Origin of the sequence: Comamonas trifloxystrobinivorans (assembly GCF_043359985.1) — a bacterium.
Lineage (GTDB): Bacteria > Pseudomonadota > Gammaproteobacteria > Burkholderiales > Burkholderiaceae_C > Comamonas > Comamonas trifloxystrobinivorans.
On sequence record NZ_JBHZGV010000030.1, the window covers coordinates 1 to 18,025 of the forward strand.

An 18,025-nucleotide genomic window follows, 5' to 3' on the forward strand; every position below is an offset into this window, starting at 1 on the left:
GGCTGTTGGCTGTTGGCTGTTGGCTGTTGGCTGTTGGCTGTTGGCTGTTGGCTGTTGGCTGTTGGCTGTTGGCTGTTCAGGATGTTCCCCCCTTTCAGCCAGCGCCTGCGGACGCAGCAAACACCGGCGGTTTGGCTGCCGTAGAGCAGCCAAACTTCGTGAACTGACTTGCGGCAGCTGTTTGAATGGAGCGCTTTAGCGCGAAATGAGTTTTGCCGCACGCCGGTGTTTGTTGTGGCCGCAGGTTGCCCCGAAAGATTCGCTACGCGAAGCTTTCGGGGTCGATGGATGTAGGGCACGTTTCTTTGCCTTCTTTCTTGCCGTGCAGCAAGAAAGAAGGTCGCCTGCCGGGGCGAGTCCCGGCCAGCTGCAGCAAACAAAGCAGCAAAACGCCAGTTAGAAAACAGCCCGCCAAAAACAGCAAGCCGCGCTACAGCGATTTGCGCAAACTAGCCGGCGGAATCCGCATCGCCTCGCGGTATTTGGCCACCGTGCGGCGAGCACACTCAATGCCTTGCTCTTGCAGCAGATCGGCGATCTTCGCATCGGACAGCGGCTTCTTCGGGTTCTCTTCGTCGAGCAGCTGCTTGATCAGCGCCTTGACCGCCGTGCTCGATGCGCTGCCGCCGGTTTCCGTGCCCAGGCCCGAGCCAAAGAAGTACTTGAGCTCCACCGTGCCTTGCGGCGTGGCCATGTATTTGGCGGTGGTGACGCGGCTGATGGTCGATTCGTGCAGGCCCAGCTCGTCGGCAATTTCGCGCAGCACCATGGGACGCATGGCCAGCTCGCCGTGCACGAAGAAGTTGCGTTGTCGCTCCACAATCGCCTGCGATACACGCAAGATGGTGTCAAAGCGCTGCTGGATGTTTTTGATGAACCAGCGCGCCTCTTGCAAGCGCTGCTGCAGCGCGCCGTGGCCTTCGCTGCCTTTGTGGCCGCGCAAGGCGTTGGCGTAAACCTCTTGCACGCGCAGGCGCGGCATCACCTCGGGGTTGAGTTGCACGCTGAAACCCGGCACCGGCAAGCCCCGCTCATTGCTGGGGCGGACGATGATGTCGGGGATGATGGCGTTGCGGTCCACATTGGCGAAGGGGCGGCCCGGCCGGGGTTCCAGCCGCGCGATGATGCCCAGCGCCTGGCGCACCGAGGGCTCGTTGCAGCCGGTCAACTGCATCAGTTTGCGCACATCGCGCCGCGCCAGCAGGTCCAGTGATTCCTGACACACCAGCAAGGCGGTTTCCAGCGCCTGGGCGTCGCCTTCCGGGTCGGGCGAGCCCTCTTCATCCAGCAAGCGCTGCTGCGCCTTGATTTGCAGCGTCAGGCATTCGGCCAGGTTGCGCGCGCCCACGCCTACCGGCTCCAGGCTTTGCAGCAAGCGCAAAGCCACGGTGAGGTGGTGCAACAGGGTGTCAAAGGCCTCGGCATCAGAGGCATCGCCAAAGCCTTGGGCCAGCTCGGCGAGCGAGTCTTCCAGGTAGCCGTCGTCGTTCAGCGATTCGATCAGCAGGTAGAGCGCGGCGCGGTCTTCTTCGCACAAGCGCAGCGATAGCGCCTGGCGGTGCAGCACGTCTTGCAGGCTGACGTGCTCGGAGCTGCGGTCAGAAGCGGGTGTTTCTTCTTCGTCGTCGCCGTGGCTGCTGCGGGCGGGCAGGTCGCCGCCCCATTCTTCCCAGTCGGAGGCTGAGTCGCCCGTAGCGGCTTCGGCATCGGCGCCGGTTTCCTTGCCGGCGGCAAAATCCAGGCTTTCGCCAGCAGCGGTGTCGCCTTCAAAATCGTTTTCGTGGCTGGTTCGCTCTGCGCTGCCAACCGAGGCTTCGGCGGCGCTATCGGCAGTGCCAGCCGGTGCGTCAGTTGCTGGTGCAGCGGTTGCATCGGCTTCGGCACCGGGCTCGGCTGCAGCGTCTTCGGCATCGCGTTCGAGAAAAGGGTTTTCGTCGAGCATCTGCTCGACTTCCTGCTGCAGCTCCTGGGTGGACAGTTGCAGCAAGCGGATCGACTGCTGCAGCTGCGGCGTGAGCGTGAGGTTCTGCGAAACCCGCAGCGAGAGCGATGGCATCATGGCTGCGCCCTCCGGTCACTGATGTGGGTACACGCTTTATGCGAGGCCACAGCCTCCCCAAGCACAGCGCGCCCAGCGCTGCGCCAGCGGCTGGTTCGTGTCTCACATGCGGAAATGCTCACCCAGGTACACCCTCCTAACGTCGGCGTTTTCCACAATCTCTTGCGGCGTCCCCGCGGCCAGCACCTTGCCATCGCTGATGATGCAGGCGTGGTCGCAAATGCCCAGGGTTTCGCGCACGTTGTGGTCAGTTATCAGCACGCCAATGCCGCGTTCCTTGAGGAAGGCGACGATGCGCTGGATCTCGATCACCGCGATCGGGTCGATACCCGCAAACGGCTCGTCCAGCAAAATGAATCGGGGCTGCGTGGCCAGTGCACGGGCAATTTCTACCCGGCGGCGCTCGCCACCCGAGAGCGCCAGCGCTGGCGATTCACGCAGGTGGTCGACCCGCAGCTCTTGCAGCAACGCGGTCAGTTGGCGCTCTACTTCGCTGCTCGACAAAGCGCGGCCATTGGCGTCTTTTTGCAGCTCCAGCACAGCGCGCACATTGTCTTGCACGCTGAGCTTGCGAAAAATCGATGCCTCTTGCGGCAGGTACGACAGGCCCAGCTGCGAGCGCTTATGAATCGGCATGTTGGCGACCGATTGGCCGTCGATGCGGATGTCACCGCCGTCGCTGCGCACCAGGCCCACGATCATGTAGAACGAGGTGGTTTTGCCCGCGCCATTGGGGCCGAGCAGGCCCACCACTTCACCTTTGCGCACCGACAGCGAGACGTCCTTGACCACCTTGCGGCTGCCGTAGGATTTTTCGAGGTGCAGCACTTCGAGCTGGCTGCGGTGGTCGCTGCCAGCGGCGCGCGCGTTGACCGAGATGGTTGAAGATGCCTCGGCCACGATCACTGGGCTCCGCCGTTCAGCTGCGTGCTGGGACGCAGTTTTTCCTTGTCGTCCGCCGCAGCCTTGGGCTTGGCGGCTTCGGCCTTGTCGTCTGCCTTGGGCGTGAGGACTACGCGCACGCGGTCTTGCTTGGGCGCGCCAGGCTTGGTGGCCGCCGCCTGCGTGCTCTTCTGGCCGTTGACGGTGAAGGTGTCGCTCAGGTTGTTGTAGACGATGACCGAACCGCTGACCTGGTCGGTCAGCGTGGTTTCGCGGTAGCGGCGCAGCTCGCCACGGCGCTCGAAGTGCACCGTGTCGTCGCGGCCGTTGTAAGTGATGACTTCGCCTTCACCTTCGATGAATTCTGCCGGAGCGCCCGGTGCGGTGTCGCGCTTTTGCCGGAAGAAGGCCAGTTTGCCGCCATCGGCCGTCACCACCCCGTGCTGGAAGCCATCGCGGTCCTGGCTGACCGTGAGCTTGCCGCCGCGGATGATGATGGTGCCCTTGGTCACCACCACATTGCCGGTGAAGACACTGGTTTGCTTGAGCTCATCGTGCGTGCCGTTGTCCGCCTCGATGTTCATCGGCTTGGTGCGGTCGGCGCGCTCGGCATGCGCCAGCAGCGGCACAGCCAGTGCAGCAGCCAGCAACAGGGAGGAAAAAAGACTGGGTTTTTTCATAAGGCATGAATCTTGCTCTGACCCATTGTAACGAGGCTGGAACCACCGGCCGCCACAGGCATGAAAAAGCCCGCAGTTTGCGGGCTTGGTTGGTGCCTGGCAGCAGCGCTATCAGCCTTTGGCGGCGAGGAACTCCACCACTTGCAACACATTGGTCATCGAGCCGGCGCGCGTGCCGTCGGTGTAGTACTTGCCAGCCACGCCCATGGCGGGCACGCCTTCAACGCCGTACGATTCTTGCAGCTGGGTGGCCTTGCGCACCTGGTTGGTGACCGAGAAGGAGTTGTAGATGTCCTTGAACTTCTTGATGTCCACGCCGTTCTTTTCCATCCAGGCGAAGATCTCCTCGTCCTTGTTCAGGCGCTGGCGCTCCACGTGGATGGCGCGGAATACCTTGACATGCACATCAGGGATCAGGCCCATGGTTTCCAGCGTGTAGTAGATCTTTTGCTGGGGGATGAAGCTGTTGTTGAAGGCCACGGGCACGCGGCGGATCTGCAGGTTCTTCGGTGCCGACTTGGCCCAGGCTTCGAACTGCGGCTCGAACTGGTTGCAGTGCGGGCAGCTGTACCAGAAGAATTCGATCACATCGACCTTGCCGGCGGGCGCATCGGGGTTCACCGGCTTGCTCAGCTTGACGTATTCCTTGCCTTCGGTGAACTTGGCCTGGGCATGTGCGCCGGTGGCCAGGGGCAGGCTGATGGCAGTAGCGGCCACGGCCGAGACGGCGGTGGCGGAAAACTCACGACGTTTCATGTTCTTTTCTCTCCAGTAGCGGGATGCGGTGTAGGAGTGGGGGTGAGCCACAAAAGTTCAACGCTGGACGCGCACGATCTGGGCGTCGACGCCGGCGCCATCGAGCTTGCCCTTGAGGCCGTCGGCGTCGTCACGCTTGTTGAACGGGCCCACGCGCACACGGTAGACGGTACGGCCATTGACTTCGCGCTCGGTCACGCGGGCTTCCCAGCCCATCATGGCCAGCTTGGCGCGTTGCGCATCGCCGTCAGACTGGGTGCGGAAAGCGCCAGCCTGCACAAAGTACTGGAAGCCGTCGCTGCCATCGGCACCGCGCGACTTGGCCAGATCGCCCAGCGGATCAGCGCCCTGGCCCGCCTTGGGGTCGAGCTTGGCCACCTGGGTCTTGTCGGCAGACTTGTCGCCGGTTTTGTCTGCCGGCTTGTCGCCAGCGGTGGTTTTGCCGTTGTCGGGCAACACCACCTCAGGCTTGGGCGGCTTGGTGTCGGCAGGCGGCGTGGTGTTTTCGCTCACAGACTTGGGCGGATCGGGCACCACCACGCCTTGCGCAGCAGGCGCTGCAGGCGTGTTGGGGCGAGCGGCCGGGTTCTTGCCGTACAGCGGCGAGTTCGGATCCCAGTTCTGGTTGCGCTGGGCTTCTTCCTTGTCCTTGGCCTCGCCGCGCACATTACCTTTGTTGACAAATGGCACCGGCACATTGGTCACGTACACGGCCACGGCCAGGGCCGCGCCCACGCCGATCAACAGCCCCAGGATCAGACCCAGGATGGTTCCACCACGTTGATGTCGTCGCATTGTTCTTACCTTTGATCGCGTTTTTTACATGCGTTCCGGTGCGCTCACACCCAGCACGGCCAGGCCGTTGCGCAGCACTTGCGCCGTGGCGGCCACCAGTGCCAGACGGGCCAGCTTGACGGCTTCGTCGTCCACCAGAATGCGTTCAGCATCATAGTAGCTGTGGTAGGCCGCTGCCAGATCGCGCAGGTAGAACGTAACATCGTGTGGCGCGTTGCCGTCAGCGGCAGCGGTCAGCATTTCGGGGTACTTGGCCAGCAATTGCATCAACGCCTGGGCTTGCGGGCCTTGCAGAGCCGACAGGTCGACATCCTTCAGAACCGACAGCTTCGCAGACTCGATCGTCTCTCCACACATCCGTTCGGTAGCTGCTTTGATACGCACATCGCTGTTCGCAATTGGTTGCTCGTACCACGAGCGCAGCACCGAGCAGATACGCGCATGGGCGTACTGCACGTAGTAGACGGGGTTGTCGTTGTTCTGGGCCACGGCCAGATCGACGTCGAAGGTGTATTCGGTGTCGGGCTTGCGGCTCAGCAGGAAGAAGCGCACCGCGTCCTTGCTGGTCCACTCGATCAGGTCGCGCAGCGTCACGTAGGAGCCGGCACGCTTGCTGATTTTGACTTCTTCGCCATTGCGCACCACGCGCACCATGGTGTGCAGCACGTAGTCGGGGTAGCCCTTGGGAATGCCCACATTGGCCGCTTGCAGGCCGGCGCGCACGCGGGCGATGGTGCCGTGGTGATCCGTGCCCTGGATGTTGACGACCTTGCCGTAGCCGCGCTTGAACTTCTGGATGTGGTAGGCCACATCGGGCAGGAAGTAGGTGTAGTGGCCGTCGGACTTGCGCATCACGCGGTCCTTGTCGTCACCGAACTCGGTGGACTTGAGCCACAGCGCGCCGTCTTGCTCGTAGGTGTAGCCGCTGTCGATCAGGCGCTTGACGGTGTCTTCCACGTAGCCGTTGGTGTACAGGCTCGATTCCAGGTAGTACTCGTCAAACTTCAGGTTGAAAGCCTGCAGATCCTTGTCCTGCTCGTTGCGCAGATAGGCCACGGCAAACTGGCGAATGTTGTCGTAGTCTTCAACATCGCCATTGGCGGTGAACTCGCGGTCATCGGCCTTGACGGTTTCTTTGTTCAGAAAAGCCTGGGCGATGTCGGCAATGTAGTCACCGTTGTAGAAGTTCTTGGCCAGCGGGTTTTCGCTGTCGGTCGGCCAGCACTCGTCACCGGGCTTGAAGCCCTTGGCGCGCAGCTGTGTGCTTTTGGTCAACGTGTCGATCTGCACGCCCGCGTCGTTGTAATAGAACTCGCGGTGCACCTTCCAGCCCTGGGTGGAATACAGGTTGCTGATCGCATCGCCAATGGCCGCCTGGCGGCCGTGGCCGACGTGCAGCGGGCCGGTGGGGTTGGCCGAGACAAATTCCACCAGAATGTTCTCGCCACGGTCAGCCTGGAAGCCGAACTTCTCGCCCTGGGCCAGCACTTCGCGCACGATCTGCTGCTTGGCAGCAGGCTTGAGGCGGATATTCAAAAAGCCGGGGCCGGCAATCTCGATCGCATCCACCCATTGCTGGAAAGGCGCGGTCGCCTCCAGCGCGGCCTTGAGCTGCTCGCCCAGTGCGCGCGGGTTGGCCTTGAGCGGCTTGGCCAGCTGCATGGCGGCGGTCACGGCGTAATCGCCGTGGGCGGCCACCTTGGGCGTTTCGAACGCAGCGCGCTCAGCGGCGCCGGGCGACAATTTGTCCAGCTCGCCAGCCAGGGCTGCGAGCAAATCCTTTTTGACTTGCAACATAGTTAGAAATTCTTGGGAGACTGGTGCGGCAACGGCTACCAGCCCCGGGCATAAAACACGGCCACGGCGGCGATCACAGGGATCAGATGGGCTTGCCACATGACCCACTTGCGGGTGGCTTGCACCTGCTCAGCCGCCGGCAAAGCGCCATTGTCGCGCAATTGGCGTAACCAGCGCCGGAACACGGCTGTCGGCTTGAAAGACAGCAGCACGCCCACCACAAACAGCGTCATCTTCAGGTGAAACAGCGGCTGGCTCACATACCAGCCCAGGCCCTTGGGGCCCAGAAACAGGCGCGCCAGGCCGGTGGCGAGCACGGCCAAGGCGGCAATGCCGTAGATCATGTCGAGCCGCGCCAGGCGCTGCACCACGGCCGCGTTCATCCATTCGGTGCGGCACAGCGCAGCCTCGCTCGACAAAAACACCACCATGGTCAACAAGGCCAGCAGGTGCAAACAGGCCAATACGGCTTCCAAAGTCATCGGGTCACTCCGTTTTTCCAAAAATCCGCTTGCTCGTAGTGCTGCTTGACAAAGTCGATCCACAGCCGCACGCGCAGCGGCAAATGCTTGCGCTGCTGGAACACCACATAAATGCCGTTGGGCGGCGCAGCAAACTCTTCCAGCACCTCAACCAGGCGGCCGGCGGCAATCTCCGCCTCCACCTCCCAGGTGCTGCGCCAGGCAATGCCCCAACCTTGCAGACACCAATCGTGCAAGACCTGCCCGTCTGAGCAATCGAGCGGCCCGCCCGGCTTGAAGTGCACCACCTCGGTGGCGCCAGCCTCGGTGGGCATGCGAAAAGCCCAGCCCCGGGTTTGCGAGGCTTCGCTAGACAAAGTCAGGCAGTCGTGCTGCGTCAGCTCGCTCGGGTGGCGCGGTGTGCCACGGCGGCGCAGATATTCGGGCGTGGCCACGCACAGGCGGCGATTGTCCGCCACGCGCACGCTGACCAAAGAGGAATCGGGCAAATCGCCTACACGGATGGCGCAGTCGTAACCCTCGCCCGCCAGGTCGACCAGGCGGTCGCTCAGGTTCAGCGAAATCGTTACCTCGGGGTGAAGTGCGCGGTACAGCGGCAGCAGTGGCGCCACATGGCGGCGGCCAAAACCGGCCGGCGCGGTAATGCGCAAATGCCCGGTGGCCTTGATGCCGCCAGCGCTGACGCTGGCCTCCACATTGGCCAGATCGGTCAGCAGGCGCTGGCAGTCTTCCAAAAAGGCAATGCCTTCGTGCGTGAGCGAGAGCTTGCGCGTGGTGCGCACCAGCAGCTTGACGCCCAGGCGTTCTTCCAGCGCATCGAGGCGACGGCCCATGATGGCCGGCGCCACCCCTTCGGCCTTGGCGGCAGCGGTGAGGCTGCCCCGCGTTGCAATGGCGACAAATGATTCGAGTTGCTTGAGACGATCCATAGCCAAATGGGCCCGGACCGTGCCAACCATGGCAGCGCCGCCGGGAGAGCCTATTATCATCGGGGCTCCATGCCGCAGTGCGCTGCCCTGCGACTTTGTGTGCCTTGGTGGGCGCTTTGTTGCGCCCGCCCCGCTTTTGGACGCCATGACCGCCGCCCCCAACTCGAACGCCGACGCCTTGTGGTTTGCTCCCGCCCAGCTGCTGCGCCTGTTTGGCAACAGCCCTGTGGCCATGGCCTATTGGGGGCACGACCAGCATCTGCGCCTGGCAACGCCGCAATGGTGCGAATGGTTTGGCATACCGAGTAGCGGCGTTGCCGGCCAATTGCTGACCGAGGCGCTGCCAGCGGCTTTTCTCGAAACCCACCGCGACGCGCTGCAAGCGGCCGCGCTGGGCCAGCGCCAGCAGTTCGACCACAGCAAGACCGATGCGCATGGCGTTACCTCTTGGCGCCGCATCAGCCTCTCGCCCTACATCTGGCAAGGCCAGGCCAACCCCAAGGCGGCCGACGGCGTGCTGATGCTGATGCAGGACTGCAGCGCTGAATACGCGGCCCGCGCCGAAGTGGCTGCGCAGCGCGAGCACCTGGCCTCGCTCTCGTCCACCGAGCAGGAGCGCACCGAAGAAAAAGCCGAGCTGCTTAAGCTGCGCACCTTGCTCGACTGGCGCACCGCCATGCTGGCCGAGCACAGCGAGATGCTGCAGCTGCTGTCGCACGAAATCCGCCAGCCACTGAACAACGCCTCGGCCGCCATGCAGGCCACGATGAAAGCCATTGCCGATTTGCACCTGGAGCAGGCCACCCCTGCCAGCAAAGCGCTGTTGCGAGCCGAACATGTGCTGCAGCAAGTGATTGGCACGCTGGACAACACGCTGGCCGCAGGCACCATCTTGGCCGTGGGCGGCAAGGCGGGCGCTTCGTCCGACACCGATCTGCCCACACTCATCAACCTTGTGCTGCACGACATTGCGGCCGACAACCGCCCGCGCATCCAGGTGGTGTGGGACGCCGATGTCCGCACCGTGCAACTGCACCCGGCGCTGATGCGGCTGAGCATTCGCAACCTGCTGAACAACGCCTTGAACTACGCGCCGGCTGATACGCAGGTGCTGCTGCGCATTGCCGAATCGGACGACCCGCTGGCGCTGATCATCGAAGTCATCGACGAAGGGCCGGGCATCTCCGAAGAGCTGCGCCCGCGCCTGTTCGACAAAGGCTCGCGCGGCGCCGAACACCGCCACCGCGCCGGCGCCGGCCTGGGCCTGTTCATCGTGCGCTCTGTGGTGCAATTGCACCAGGGTACGGTACAAGCCTTGCCGCGCGAGCCCCATGGCACCATCATGCGCATGGAACTGCCCCAAGGCCTGGACGACTGAAACCTCCTACAAGAACTCACCATGCTCCCTGCCACGCTTGCCCTGGTCGACGACGACACCGAATACAGCGAATTTCTGGCCCAGCACCTGCGCAACCAAGGCGTGGATGTGCAAGCCTATGGCGACAGCAGCGATCTGCTGGCCGATCTGGAGCCCTATCGTTTTGATTTCTATGTGCTCGACCTGATGCTGCCCGGCGTGGACGGCGCCGAGCTGATCCGCATTCTGCGCAAGCGCACGCAGGCCGGCGTGCTCATCGTCTCGGGCCGCCTGGGGCCTGAGGTGTTTGCCGAAGTCATCAACGCCGGCGCCGACATGTACCTGACCAAGCCGGTCACTTTCGAGCAGGTGGAGCTGGCCATCCGCGCCGTGCACCGCCGCATCATGACCACGGCCAAAACCGCCACCGCCTGGAAGCTCGACAGCCGCCGCAGCGTGCTGACCGCGCCAGACGGCCAACTGGTCGAACTCAGCCCCACCGACTTGCTGGTGATGCAGTGCTTTCTGAAAGCCCAAGGCGAAGTGGTCAGCCGCGACCACATCCGCGAACTGCTCGGCTACAGCAGCGCCACCGATTCCGATAACAGCCTGCACGCCACCATCTACCGCCTGCGCCGCCGTATCGAAAAAGTCACGCCGCTGGCCGTGCCGCTGCAATCGCAGCAAAAAGTGGGCTACCAGTTCCGCGCGCCGCTGGTGGCGGCCTGATACCGGCGCAGGGCAGCAGCGCCGACAGCCGCAACTGCGCCAAAACAAAAAAGCGAGCCAGCGGCTCGCTTTTTTCGATAACGGCGCTCATTACATCGTCATCTTGCCTTCAACGTCGGCTACCTTGCGGCGTGCCAGCGCCAGGTTGGAGCGTGCGTTGTCCAGCACGTAGTACACGAAGATGCCCGACAGGCGCTGCGATGGGCGAATGATGTGGTACTGCTTGCCCAGCGTGATCAGAATGTCGTCGATGGTGTCGTTCAGGCCCAGGGCCTTCATGGTCTTCATCTTGGCGCGCACCACTTCGGTGTTGCCGGCGGCGGCCAGTTCCAGATCCACACCGGTACCGATGCTGCCCAGCATCATGCCGCTGTTGTAATCCACCACGGCTGCACACATGGCACCGTCCATCGTCATCAGTTCGTTCAAGCTGTCGTTCAGATTTGCCATGCTTATCTCCAGTCCATTTGATATAAATCAGTTTTTCATACCTTCATCAGGTATAGGCGGATTCTAGTGAGTCATTTCTGAGTTAGGCAATCATTGAAAATGTTTTGCAATCAGGCACTTGCAGCCCTGATCAGGAAAAGCAGCGCAATTTGATAGCGCAGCAACAAACCCGGCAAAGCCGTTCCACCGGTTTTCTGGGTGGGCTGGCCGGCCCTGCTGCTGTAACAACTCGTATGTAATTCGCGACGCCACCGCGCTGACCGCGCATGAACAGCGTTGCGCCAGGCACAAAAAAAAACGGGCCAAAGCCCGTTTTCATTGCCAAAAAGCGCGTGCAACCGACGAAAGGGTCGGCTGCGAACCAGCTTACATGGTCATAGCGCCTTCCACATCGGCGGCCTTGCGGCGAGCCAGTGCCAGGTTGGCGCGCTTGTTGTCCAGCACGTAGTACACAAAAATGCCAGCCAGCTTGGCCGAGGGGCGAATGATGTGGTATTGCTTGCCCAGCGTGATCAGGATGTCGTCGATGTTCTCGTTGATGCCCAGGGCCTTCATGGTCTTCATCTTGGCGCGCACCACTTCGGTGTTGCCGGCGGCGGCCAGCTCCAGGTCCACGCCCGAGCCGGCGCTGGCCAGCATCATGCCGCTGTTGTAATCGACCACGGCAGCGCACATTGCACCGTCGAGGGACATCAGGTCGTTCAAGCTGTCGTTCAGATTTGCCATGGTTTGCTCCGGGGGTTTGCTGCTGGGCAGCGAAAAATGATGGTGTTCGGTGAAAGTGATTCTATGTGATCATTTCTGATTTGGATCAAAGTTAACACTGTTTTGCATTGCAACAGAGCAGTTTATGCATTAAAGGACAACACCTCATATCAAACTGATAGCAACAAGGCCAATAAATACCGAGCAAAAACTGTCTTTTATAAAAAACCAACAACTATCCGATCAAAGCCCTCGATTTACCAATGGTTAAAAAGCTGGTGGATAGCGCGCCCTCTTTCATCAGAAAATCATCATTTCTGATAAATGCAAATGATAAGCAGCAGGCCTGCCTGACAATTCAAACGGCGATTACATACTTAAAAGTCACATATCAAACCATTTTTTGGAGATTGATCATCACCCAGGTATGCAATACAGTGTTCTGTCAGGGTGCCGCAAGGTGCCAATTGCTTTCTAGAACTTGACTGAGGTAGCTGCCATGACTGATCGCACCACCATCCACGGCCTGCAAGTGGCCAACGAGCTGTACAACTTTGTGAACACGCAAGTGCTGCCCGGCACCGGTGTAGACCAGGCCACGTTCTGGAAAGGCTTTGACGCCATCGTGGCCGACCTGGCGCCCAAGAACGCCGCCCTGCTGGCCGAGCGCGACCGCCTGCAGACCGAGCTGGACACCTGGCACAAGGCCAACCCCGGCCCGATCACCGACATGCAGGGCTACCGCAAGTTCCTGACCACGATCGGCTACCTGGTCGAGCAGCCCGCAGACGCCAAGGCCACCACCGAAAACGTCGATGCCGAGCTGGCCATCCAGGCCGGCCCGCAGCTGGTGGTGCCCATTTTGAACGCCCGCTACGCCTTGAACGCCGCCAACGCCCGTTGGGGCAGCCTGTACGACGCGCTGTACGGCACCGATGTGATTGGTGACGAAGGCGGCGCCGAAAAGGGCAAGGGCTACAACCCGGTGCGCGGCGCCAAGGTGATCGAATTTGCCCGCAACTTCCTCGACCAGGCCGCGCCATTGGCAACCGGTTCGCACAAAGATTCCACCGGCTATGCGGTCGAAGGCGGCAAGCTGGTGGTGAGCCTGAAAGACGGCAGCAAGACGGGCCTGAAGGATGCCGACAAGTTCGTCGGCTACCAAGGCGATGCGGCCGCGCCCCAATCGGTGCTGCTCAAGAACAACGGCATCCACATCGACATCATCATCAACAAGAGCACGCCCATCGGCGGCTCTGACGCTGCTGGCGTGGCCGATGTGGTGGTGGAAGCCGCGCTGTCGACCATTCTGGATCTGGAAGACTCGGTGGCCGCCGTGGACGCCGAAGACAAGGTGCTGGGCTACCACAACTGGCTGGGCATCTTGAAGGGCACGCTGACCGAATCCTTCGACAAGGGCGGCAAAACCATGACCCGCGGCCTCAACGCAGACCGCGAATACACCGGCGCCGACGGCAAGCCGCTCAAGCTGCACGGCCGCTCGCTGATGTTTGTGCGTAACGTCGGCCATTTGATGACCAACCCCGCCATCCTCTGGGGCGCCGACAAAAAGGAAATCCCCGAAGGCATTCTGGACGCGATGATCACCACGACCATCGCCATCCACGATCTGAAAGGCAATGGCGCCAACGGCATCCGCAACTCGCGCACCGGCAGCGTCTACATCGTCAAGCCCAAGATGCACGGCCCGGCCGAAGCCGCCTTTGCCAACGAGCTGTTTGGCCGCGTCGAGAAAGTGCTGGGCCTGCCCGAGAACACCGTCAAGCTCGGCATCATGGACGAAGAGCGCCGCACCACGGTCAACCTGAAGGCATCGATCGCCGCTGCGCCTGCGCGCGTGGCCTTCATCAACACCGGTTTCCTCGACCGCACCGGCGACGAAATGCACACCGCCATGTACGCCGGCCCGATGGTGCGCAAGGCCGACATGAAAGCCTCGGCCTGGCTGCCCGCCTATGAAAAGAGCAACGTGCTGGTCGGTCTGACCGTGGGCCTGCGCGGCCGCGCCCAGATCGGCAAGGGCATGTGGGCCATGCCCGATCTGATGAAGGCCATGCTGGAGCAAAAGATTGCCCAGCCCAAGGCCGGTGCCAACACCGCCTGGGTGCCCTCGCCTACCGGCGCCACGCTGCACGCGCTGCACTACCACCAGGTGAACGTGGCCGAGGTGCAAAAAGAGCTGGAAAAAACCAGTGCCGACGCCGAGCGCGACAACCTGCTCAATGCCATCTTGCAAGTGCCCGTCTCCAGCAGCCCCAACTGGTCGGATGCCGAAAAGCAGCAGGAAGTGGACAACAACGTGCAAGGCATTCTGGGCTACGTGGTGCGCTGGATCGACCAGGGCGTGGGCTGCTCCAAGGTGCCCGACATCCACAACGTCGGCCTGATGGAAGACCGCGCCACGCTGCGCATCTCCAGCCAGCATATCGCCAACTGGCTGCAACACGGCGTAGTAAGCGAGGCCATGGTGCGCGACAGCTTTGCCCGCATGGCCAAGGTGGTCGATGAGCAAAACGCTGGCGACGCCGCTTACCAAAGCCTGGTAGCCAACCCCGGCGGCGCCGCCTTCCAGGCCGCACTCGACCTGGTGTTCAAGGGCAAGGAACAACCTTCGGGCTACACCGAGCCGCTGCTGCACGCCTGGCGCCTGAAGGTCAAGGCCGGCCAATAAAGCCCCCAGCAGGCTGCCATCGCCCTTGCAGGCTTTGGCAGCAGCTTCTCCCCAAAACGGCACCCGTCAGGTGCCGTTTTTTTATAGCCTGCAACCCGGGCTTTGGTCGACAAACCCAGCCACTCCCGCTAGCATGCGCCCATGTCGCAAATAAAAGTAATTCTCAAATACAGCAGCTGCTGCGCTGTCTTGGCTGCTGGCCTGGCCGGCTGTGCCAGCACCACTCCGAACAGCGCCAGCAACGCATCCAGTGTCGATGCACTGCACGCACGCTTGCAGTCACGCCCGCCCGATGTGCTGCTGCTCGGCGAACAGCACGACGCACCAGAACACCAGCAATGGCAACGCCAAACCGTAGAGCAATGGGCGGCCAGTGGCCAGCTCGCTGCCGTGGTGTTGGAGATGGCCGATGCCGGGCGCAGCACGCAAGCTGTGGATAAATCGGTGGACGAAAGCGCCGTGCAGCAAACCCTGGCCTGGAACGACAAAGGCTGGCCCTGGCAGGCCTACGGCCCGGTGGTGATGGCGGCTGTGCGCGCGGGCGTGCCGGTGCTGGGCGGCAACCTGCCGCGTGCGCAAATGCGCGAAGTGATGCAGCAAACCCCATGGGACAGCCACTTGCCAGCGGCTGGTTGGCAGCGCCAGCTAGACGCTATCCGCGAAGGCCATTGCGGCCTGTTGCCCGAATCACAGATTGTGCCGATGGCGCGTATCCAGCTGGCCAAAGACGCCAGCCTAGCGCGCACTGCGCAACAGCAAATGCGGCCCGGCAAAACCGTGTTGCTGATTGCCGGGCGCGGCCATGTGTTGCGCAGCATCGGCATTCCGAGCTGGTTGCCAGCGGGCACGCGCTCCGTCGTTGCCATAGGCCAGGCTGGCGATGCGGCGCAAGCGTCAGAGGCCGACCGCGACTGGGTGCACAACACGCCCGCCGTACCGGCCAAAGACCACTGCGCCGCGCTCAAAAAGCAGTGGAAAAAATAGACGCGCTCAGCCGTCCACCTTCACGTTCGCCTCTTTGATCACCACCGCCCACTTGGCCACTTCGGCCTTCTGAAAATCAGCCACCTGCGCGGTGCTCATGGTCGATGGCTCCATACCCATGCTCTTCATGCGTTGCTGCATGTCGGGCGTGGCCAAGATCTTGGCCACCTCTTGGTGCAGGCGCTGCACGATGGCGTCGGGTGTACCTGTGGGCGCGAAGATCGCCTGCCACGATGTCACCTCGAAATCGGTCAAACCTTGCACGCCGGATTCGGCCACGGTCGGCACATCCTTGAGCGAATCGAGCCGCTGCTTGGACGTTACCGCCAACGCGCGCAGCTTGCCGCTTTGGATATGCGGTGCCGCTACCACGGTGGTGTCGAACATCATGTCCACCTGGCCGCCCATCACGTCCTGGATCGCCGGGCCGCTGCCCTTGTAAGGCACATGGGTGAACTTGACGCCCGATTTCCAGGCCAGCATTTCCAGCGCCAGATGTTGCGAAGTGCCGGTGCCCGCCGATGCCGACGACAAGCCGCCCTGCTTTTTCTTCGACGCATCCAGCACATCCTGCAAGCTCTTATACGGGCTGTTGGCCGCCACCACCAGCACCAACGGGTTGGTGCCGATCAAGCTGATGGGCGTGAAAGATTTGACCGGGTCGTAACCGAGCTTGGGATAGAGGCTGATGTTGATGGCGTGCGAGCTGATGGTGCCGCCCAGAATGGTGAAGCCATCGGGCTGCGCACGTGCTGCCAGCTCAGAGCCCACGCTGCCGCCAGCACCACCTTTGTTCTCTACCACCACGGTCGTGCCCAGCGCCGGGCCGAGCTGCTGCGCAATCAAGCGGCCCAGCGTATCTGTCGTGCCGCCAGTCGCAAACGGCACCATGTAAGTGATGGCTTTGCCCTTGGGCCAGTTGTTTTGCGCGCGCACGGCGGCTGGCAGGCATGCCAGTGCCAGCGGCGCGGCAGCGGCTTTCAAAAGGTGTCGTCTTTGCATGCTCGTCTCCATCAGTTGGTCATCAGGGCACAGGTGAGGGCAGCCCAGCAAGGGCCGCCCCGCAGCGGCGGCTGCGTCCCCCTGCCCGCCTTGCCGCGCAAGGCGAGAGCGGGGGGAAGGCGCAAAGCGCCTCAGGGGGGTGCATCAAGTCACCGGCGCGGGGTTGAAGAGCACCAGCGCGTTGTGCAGCTTCCACTGCTCAGCCCAGGTTTTTTTCTTGCCGCTGGCCACATCCAGCATCAGCCGGAACAGCTCCCAGCCCGTGTCCTCAATGCTGGCTTCGCCATCGGCAATGCGGCCCGCGTTCACGTCCATCAGGTCGTGCCAGCGGCGTGCCAGATCGCTGCGCGTGGCGACTTTGATGACGGGGCATTCGGCCAGGCCGTAAGGCGTGCCGCGGCCGGTGGTGAAGATGTGCAGGTTCATGCCAGCGGCCAATTGCAAGGTGCCGCAGATGAAGTCAGACGCCGGCGTGGCCGCATAGATCAATCCTTTTTGCTGCAGCTTTTCGCCCGGCGCCAGCACGCCGCTGATGGGCGCCGTGCCGGATTTGATGATCGAGCCCATGGCCTTTTCCACGATGTTCGACAGCCCGCCTTTTTTGTTGCCCGGCGTGGTGTTGGCGCTGCGGTCAGCGCGGCCACGCGCCAGGTAGGCGTCGTACCAGGCCATCTGGTCGATCATGGCTTGCGCCACTTCGGGGCTGCTGGCGCGCGCGGTCAGCTGGTCAATACCATCGCGCACCTCGGTCACTTCGGAGAACATCACGCTGGCGCCCGCACGCACCAGCAAATCGGTGGCAAAACCCACGGCCGGGTTGGCGGTAACACCGCTGAATGCATCGCTGCCGCCGCACTGCACGCCCACCACCAAAGCACTGGCCGGCACGGTCTGGCGGCGGCGCTGGTTGAGCTTTTGCAAATGCACATCGGCCTGGCGCACGATGGAATCGATCATGCTCATGAAGCCGACATGCTGCTCGGCCTGCAGGCAGACGACGTCCAGATCCGGGTCTACCACCGACACCGGCGCACTGCCTGGCTCGCGCTTCAAGGGCAGCAGCGGTGCTTCGAGCGGCAGCAAGCGCTCAGGTTGCAGCTTTTCGCAGCCCAGACTCACCACCATCACCTCGCCGCCAAAGTTGGGGTTGTGGCTGATGTTGCGCAAGGTGCGGATCGGGATCACCGCATCGGGCGCGTCAATCGCCACACCGCAGCCGTAGGTGTGCTCCAGGCCGACAACATCGTCCACATGCGGGTACAGCGGCAGCAGCTCGCGTTTGATACGAGCCACCGCTACATCGACCACGCCCGACACGCACTGCACCGTGGTCGTAATCGCCAGAATATTGCGCGTGCCCACCGAGCCGTCGGCGTTGACGTAGCCTTCGAAGGTATAGCCTTCCAGCGGCGGCAGCGCAGGCGCTTTCACCGTGGCCATGGGCAGGCCTTCCAGCTCAGGCGCGCCGGGCATGCGCAGCACTTGCTCGTTCACCCAGCTGCCGCACGGCAAGGCCTTGTTGGCGTAGCCGATGACCACGTTGTAGCGCAGCACGGCATCGCCTTCGGCCAGATCGACCAGCGCTACCTTGTGGCCTTGCGGCACTTTGTCGACCAAGGTCAGTCCGTCGGCAAACACCGCGCCAGCGGGCAGGCCGCCGTCGTTGGCCACAATGGCCACGTTGTCGGCCGGGTGCATGCGGATGTAGAGCGGGTTGCGCGTCATC

General features: G+C 62.5%; 17 protein-coding genes. 4 read left to right on the plus strand and 13 right to left on the minus strand.

The window, feature by feature from the left end; translation table 11 throughout:
• The 9 genes from ACFIQF_RS23795 to ACFIQF_RS23835 all read right to left on the minus strand — a co-directional run.
• Positions 1-299, minus strand: a 299-nt coding sequence (locus ACFIQF_RS23795; RefSeq protein WP_393946106.1) for a hypothetical protein, incomplete at its 3' end; no start/stop codon positions are given.
• Positions 300-430: 131 nt separating this feature from the next.
• Positions 431-2,059, minus strand: a complete 1,629-nt coding sequence (locus ACFIQF_RS23800) for an RNA polymerase factor sigma-54 (RefSeq protein WP_393946107.1) — start codon at positions 2,057-2,059, stop codon at positions 431-433.
• Positions 2,060-2,161: 102 nt separating this feature from the next.
• Positions 2,162-2,938, minus strand: coding sequence for an LPS export ABC transporter ATP-binding protein (lptB, locus tag ACFIQF_RS23805; RefSeq protein ID WP_393946144.1), 777 nt, complete (start codon positions 2,936-2,938; stop codon positions 2,162-2,164).
• 23 nt (positions 2,939-2,961) lie between these two features.
• Entirely contained in the window at positions 2,962-3,621 is a 660-nt protein-coding gene (gene lptA / locus ACFIQF_RS23810) for a lipopolysaccharide transport periplasmic protein LptA (RefSeq protein ID WP_393946108.1), read from the minus strand.
• A gap of 111 nt (positions 3,622-3,732) precedes the next feature.
• Positions 3,733-4,377 (minus strand): thiol:disulfide interchange protein DsbA/DsbL, encoded by a 645-nt coding sequence (locus tag ACFIQF_RS23815; protein ID WP_393946109.1) that lies wholly within the window; start codon positions 4,375-4,377, stop codon positions 3,733-3,735.
• 57 nt (positions 4,378-4,434) lie between these two features.
• Positions 4,435-5,172: an SPOR domain-containing protein gene (locus ACFIQF_RS23820; protein ID WP_393946110.1), complete on the minus strand. Its 738-nt coding sequence runs from the start codon at positions 5,170-5,172 to the stop codon at positions 4,435-4,437.
• 24 nt (positions 5,173-5,196) lie between these two features.
• Complete coding sequence (argS, locus tag ACFIQF_RS23825; protein WP_393946111.1) at positions 5,197-6,969, minus strand: arginine--tRNA ligase; 1,773 nt, start codon at positions 6,967-6,969, stop codon at positions 5,197-5,199.
• A gap of 35 nt (positions 6,970-7,004) precedes the next feature.
• Positions 7,005-7,451, minus strand: coding sequence for a DUF2214 family protein (locus ACFIQF_RS23830; RefSeq protein ID WP_393946112.1), 447 nt, complete (start codon positions 7,449-7,451; stop codon positions 7,005-7,007).
• Complete coding sequence (locus tag ACFIQF_RS23835) at positions 7,448-8,380, minus strand: LysR family transcriptional regulator (protein WP_393946113.1); 933 nt, start codon at positions 8,378-8,380, stop codon at positions 7,448-7,450. The genes ACFIQF_RS23830 and ACFIQF_RS23835 overlap by 4 nt, the downstream gene beginning before the upstream one ends.
• A gap of 145 nt (positions 8,381-8,525) precedes the next feature.
• On the opposite strand from ACFIQF_RS23835, the gene ACFIQF_RS23840 reads away from it, so the two are divergent.
• The gene (locus ACFIQF_RS23840) at positions 8,526-9,758 is read left to right on the plus strand and encodes a PAS domain-containing sensor histidine kinase (RefSeq protein WP_393946114.1); all 1,233 of its coding nucleotides are present in this window, start codon (positions 8,526-8,528) and stop codon (positions 9,756-9,758) included.
• A gap of 21 nt (positions 9,759-9,779) precedes the next feature.
• On the plus strand, positions 9,780-10,466 hold the full coding sequence (locus tag ACFIQF_RS23845; protein WP_393946115.1) for a response regulator transcription factor: 687 nt from the start codon (positions 9,780-9,782) through the stop codon (positions 10,464-10,466).
• 90 nt (positions 10,467-10,556) lie between these two features.
• Here the strand turns inward: ACFIQF_RS23845 and ACFIQF_RS23850 are convergent, their stop codons facing one another.
• Entirely contained in the window at positions 10,557-10,916 is a 360-nt protein-coding gene (locus ACFIQF_RS23850; protein WP_393946116.1) for a hypothetical protein, read from the minus strand.
• A 366-nt stretch (positions 10,917-11,282) separates the two neighbouring features.
• Positions 11,283-11,642: a hypothetical protein gene (locus tag ACFIQF_RS23855; RefSeq protein ID WP_393946117.1), complete on the minus strand. Its 360-nt coding sequence runs from the start codon at positions 11,640-11,642 to the stop codon at positions 11,283-11,285.
• Positions 11,643-12,120: 478 nt separating this feature from the next.
• Here ACFIQF_RS23855 and ACFIQF_RS23860 point away from each other — a divergent pair, with 478 nt between their 5' ends.
• Positions 12,121-14,313: a malate synthase G gene (locus tag ACFIQF_RS23860; RefSeq protein ID WP_393946118.1), complete on the plus strand. Its 2,193-nt coding sequence runs from the start codon at positions 12,121-12,123 to the stop codon at positions 14,311-14,313.
• A gap of 141 nt (positions 14,314-14,454) precedes the next feature.
• Positions 14,455-15,297, plus strand: coding sequence for a ChaN family lipoprotein (locus ACFIQF_RS23865; RefSeq protein WP_393946119.1), 843 nt, complete (start codon positions 14,455-14,457; stop codon positions 15,295-15,297).
• A 6-nt stretch (positions 15,298-15,303) separates the two neighbouring features.
• Here ACFIQF_RS23865 and ACFIQF_RS23870 read toward each other — a convergent pair whose 3' ends face one another.
• Positions 15,304-16,299 carry a Bug family tripartite tricarboxylate transporter substrate binding protein gene (locus ACFIQF_RS23870; protein ID WP_393946120.1) on the minus strand — a complete coding sequence of 332 codons (996 nt, stop codon included), beginning with the start codon at positions 16,297-16,299 and terminating at the stop codon, positions 15,304-15,306.
• A gap of 144 nt (positions 16,300-16,443) precedes the next feature.
• A complete protein-coding gene (gene garD, locus ACFIQF_RS23875; protein ID WP_393946122.1) occupies positions 16,444-18,024 on the minus strand; it encodes a galactarate dehydratase in 1,581 nt (526 codons plus the stop codon).
• Position 18,025: the final 1 nt, after the last annotated feature.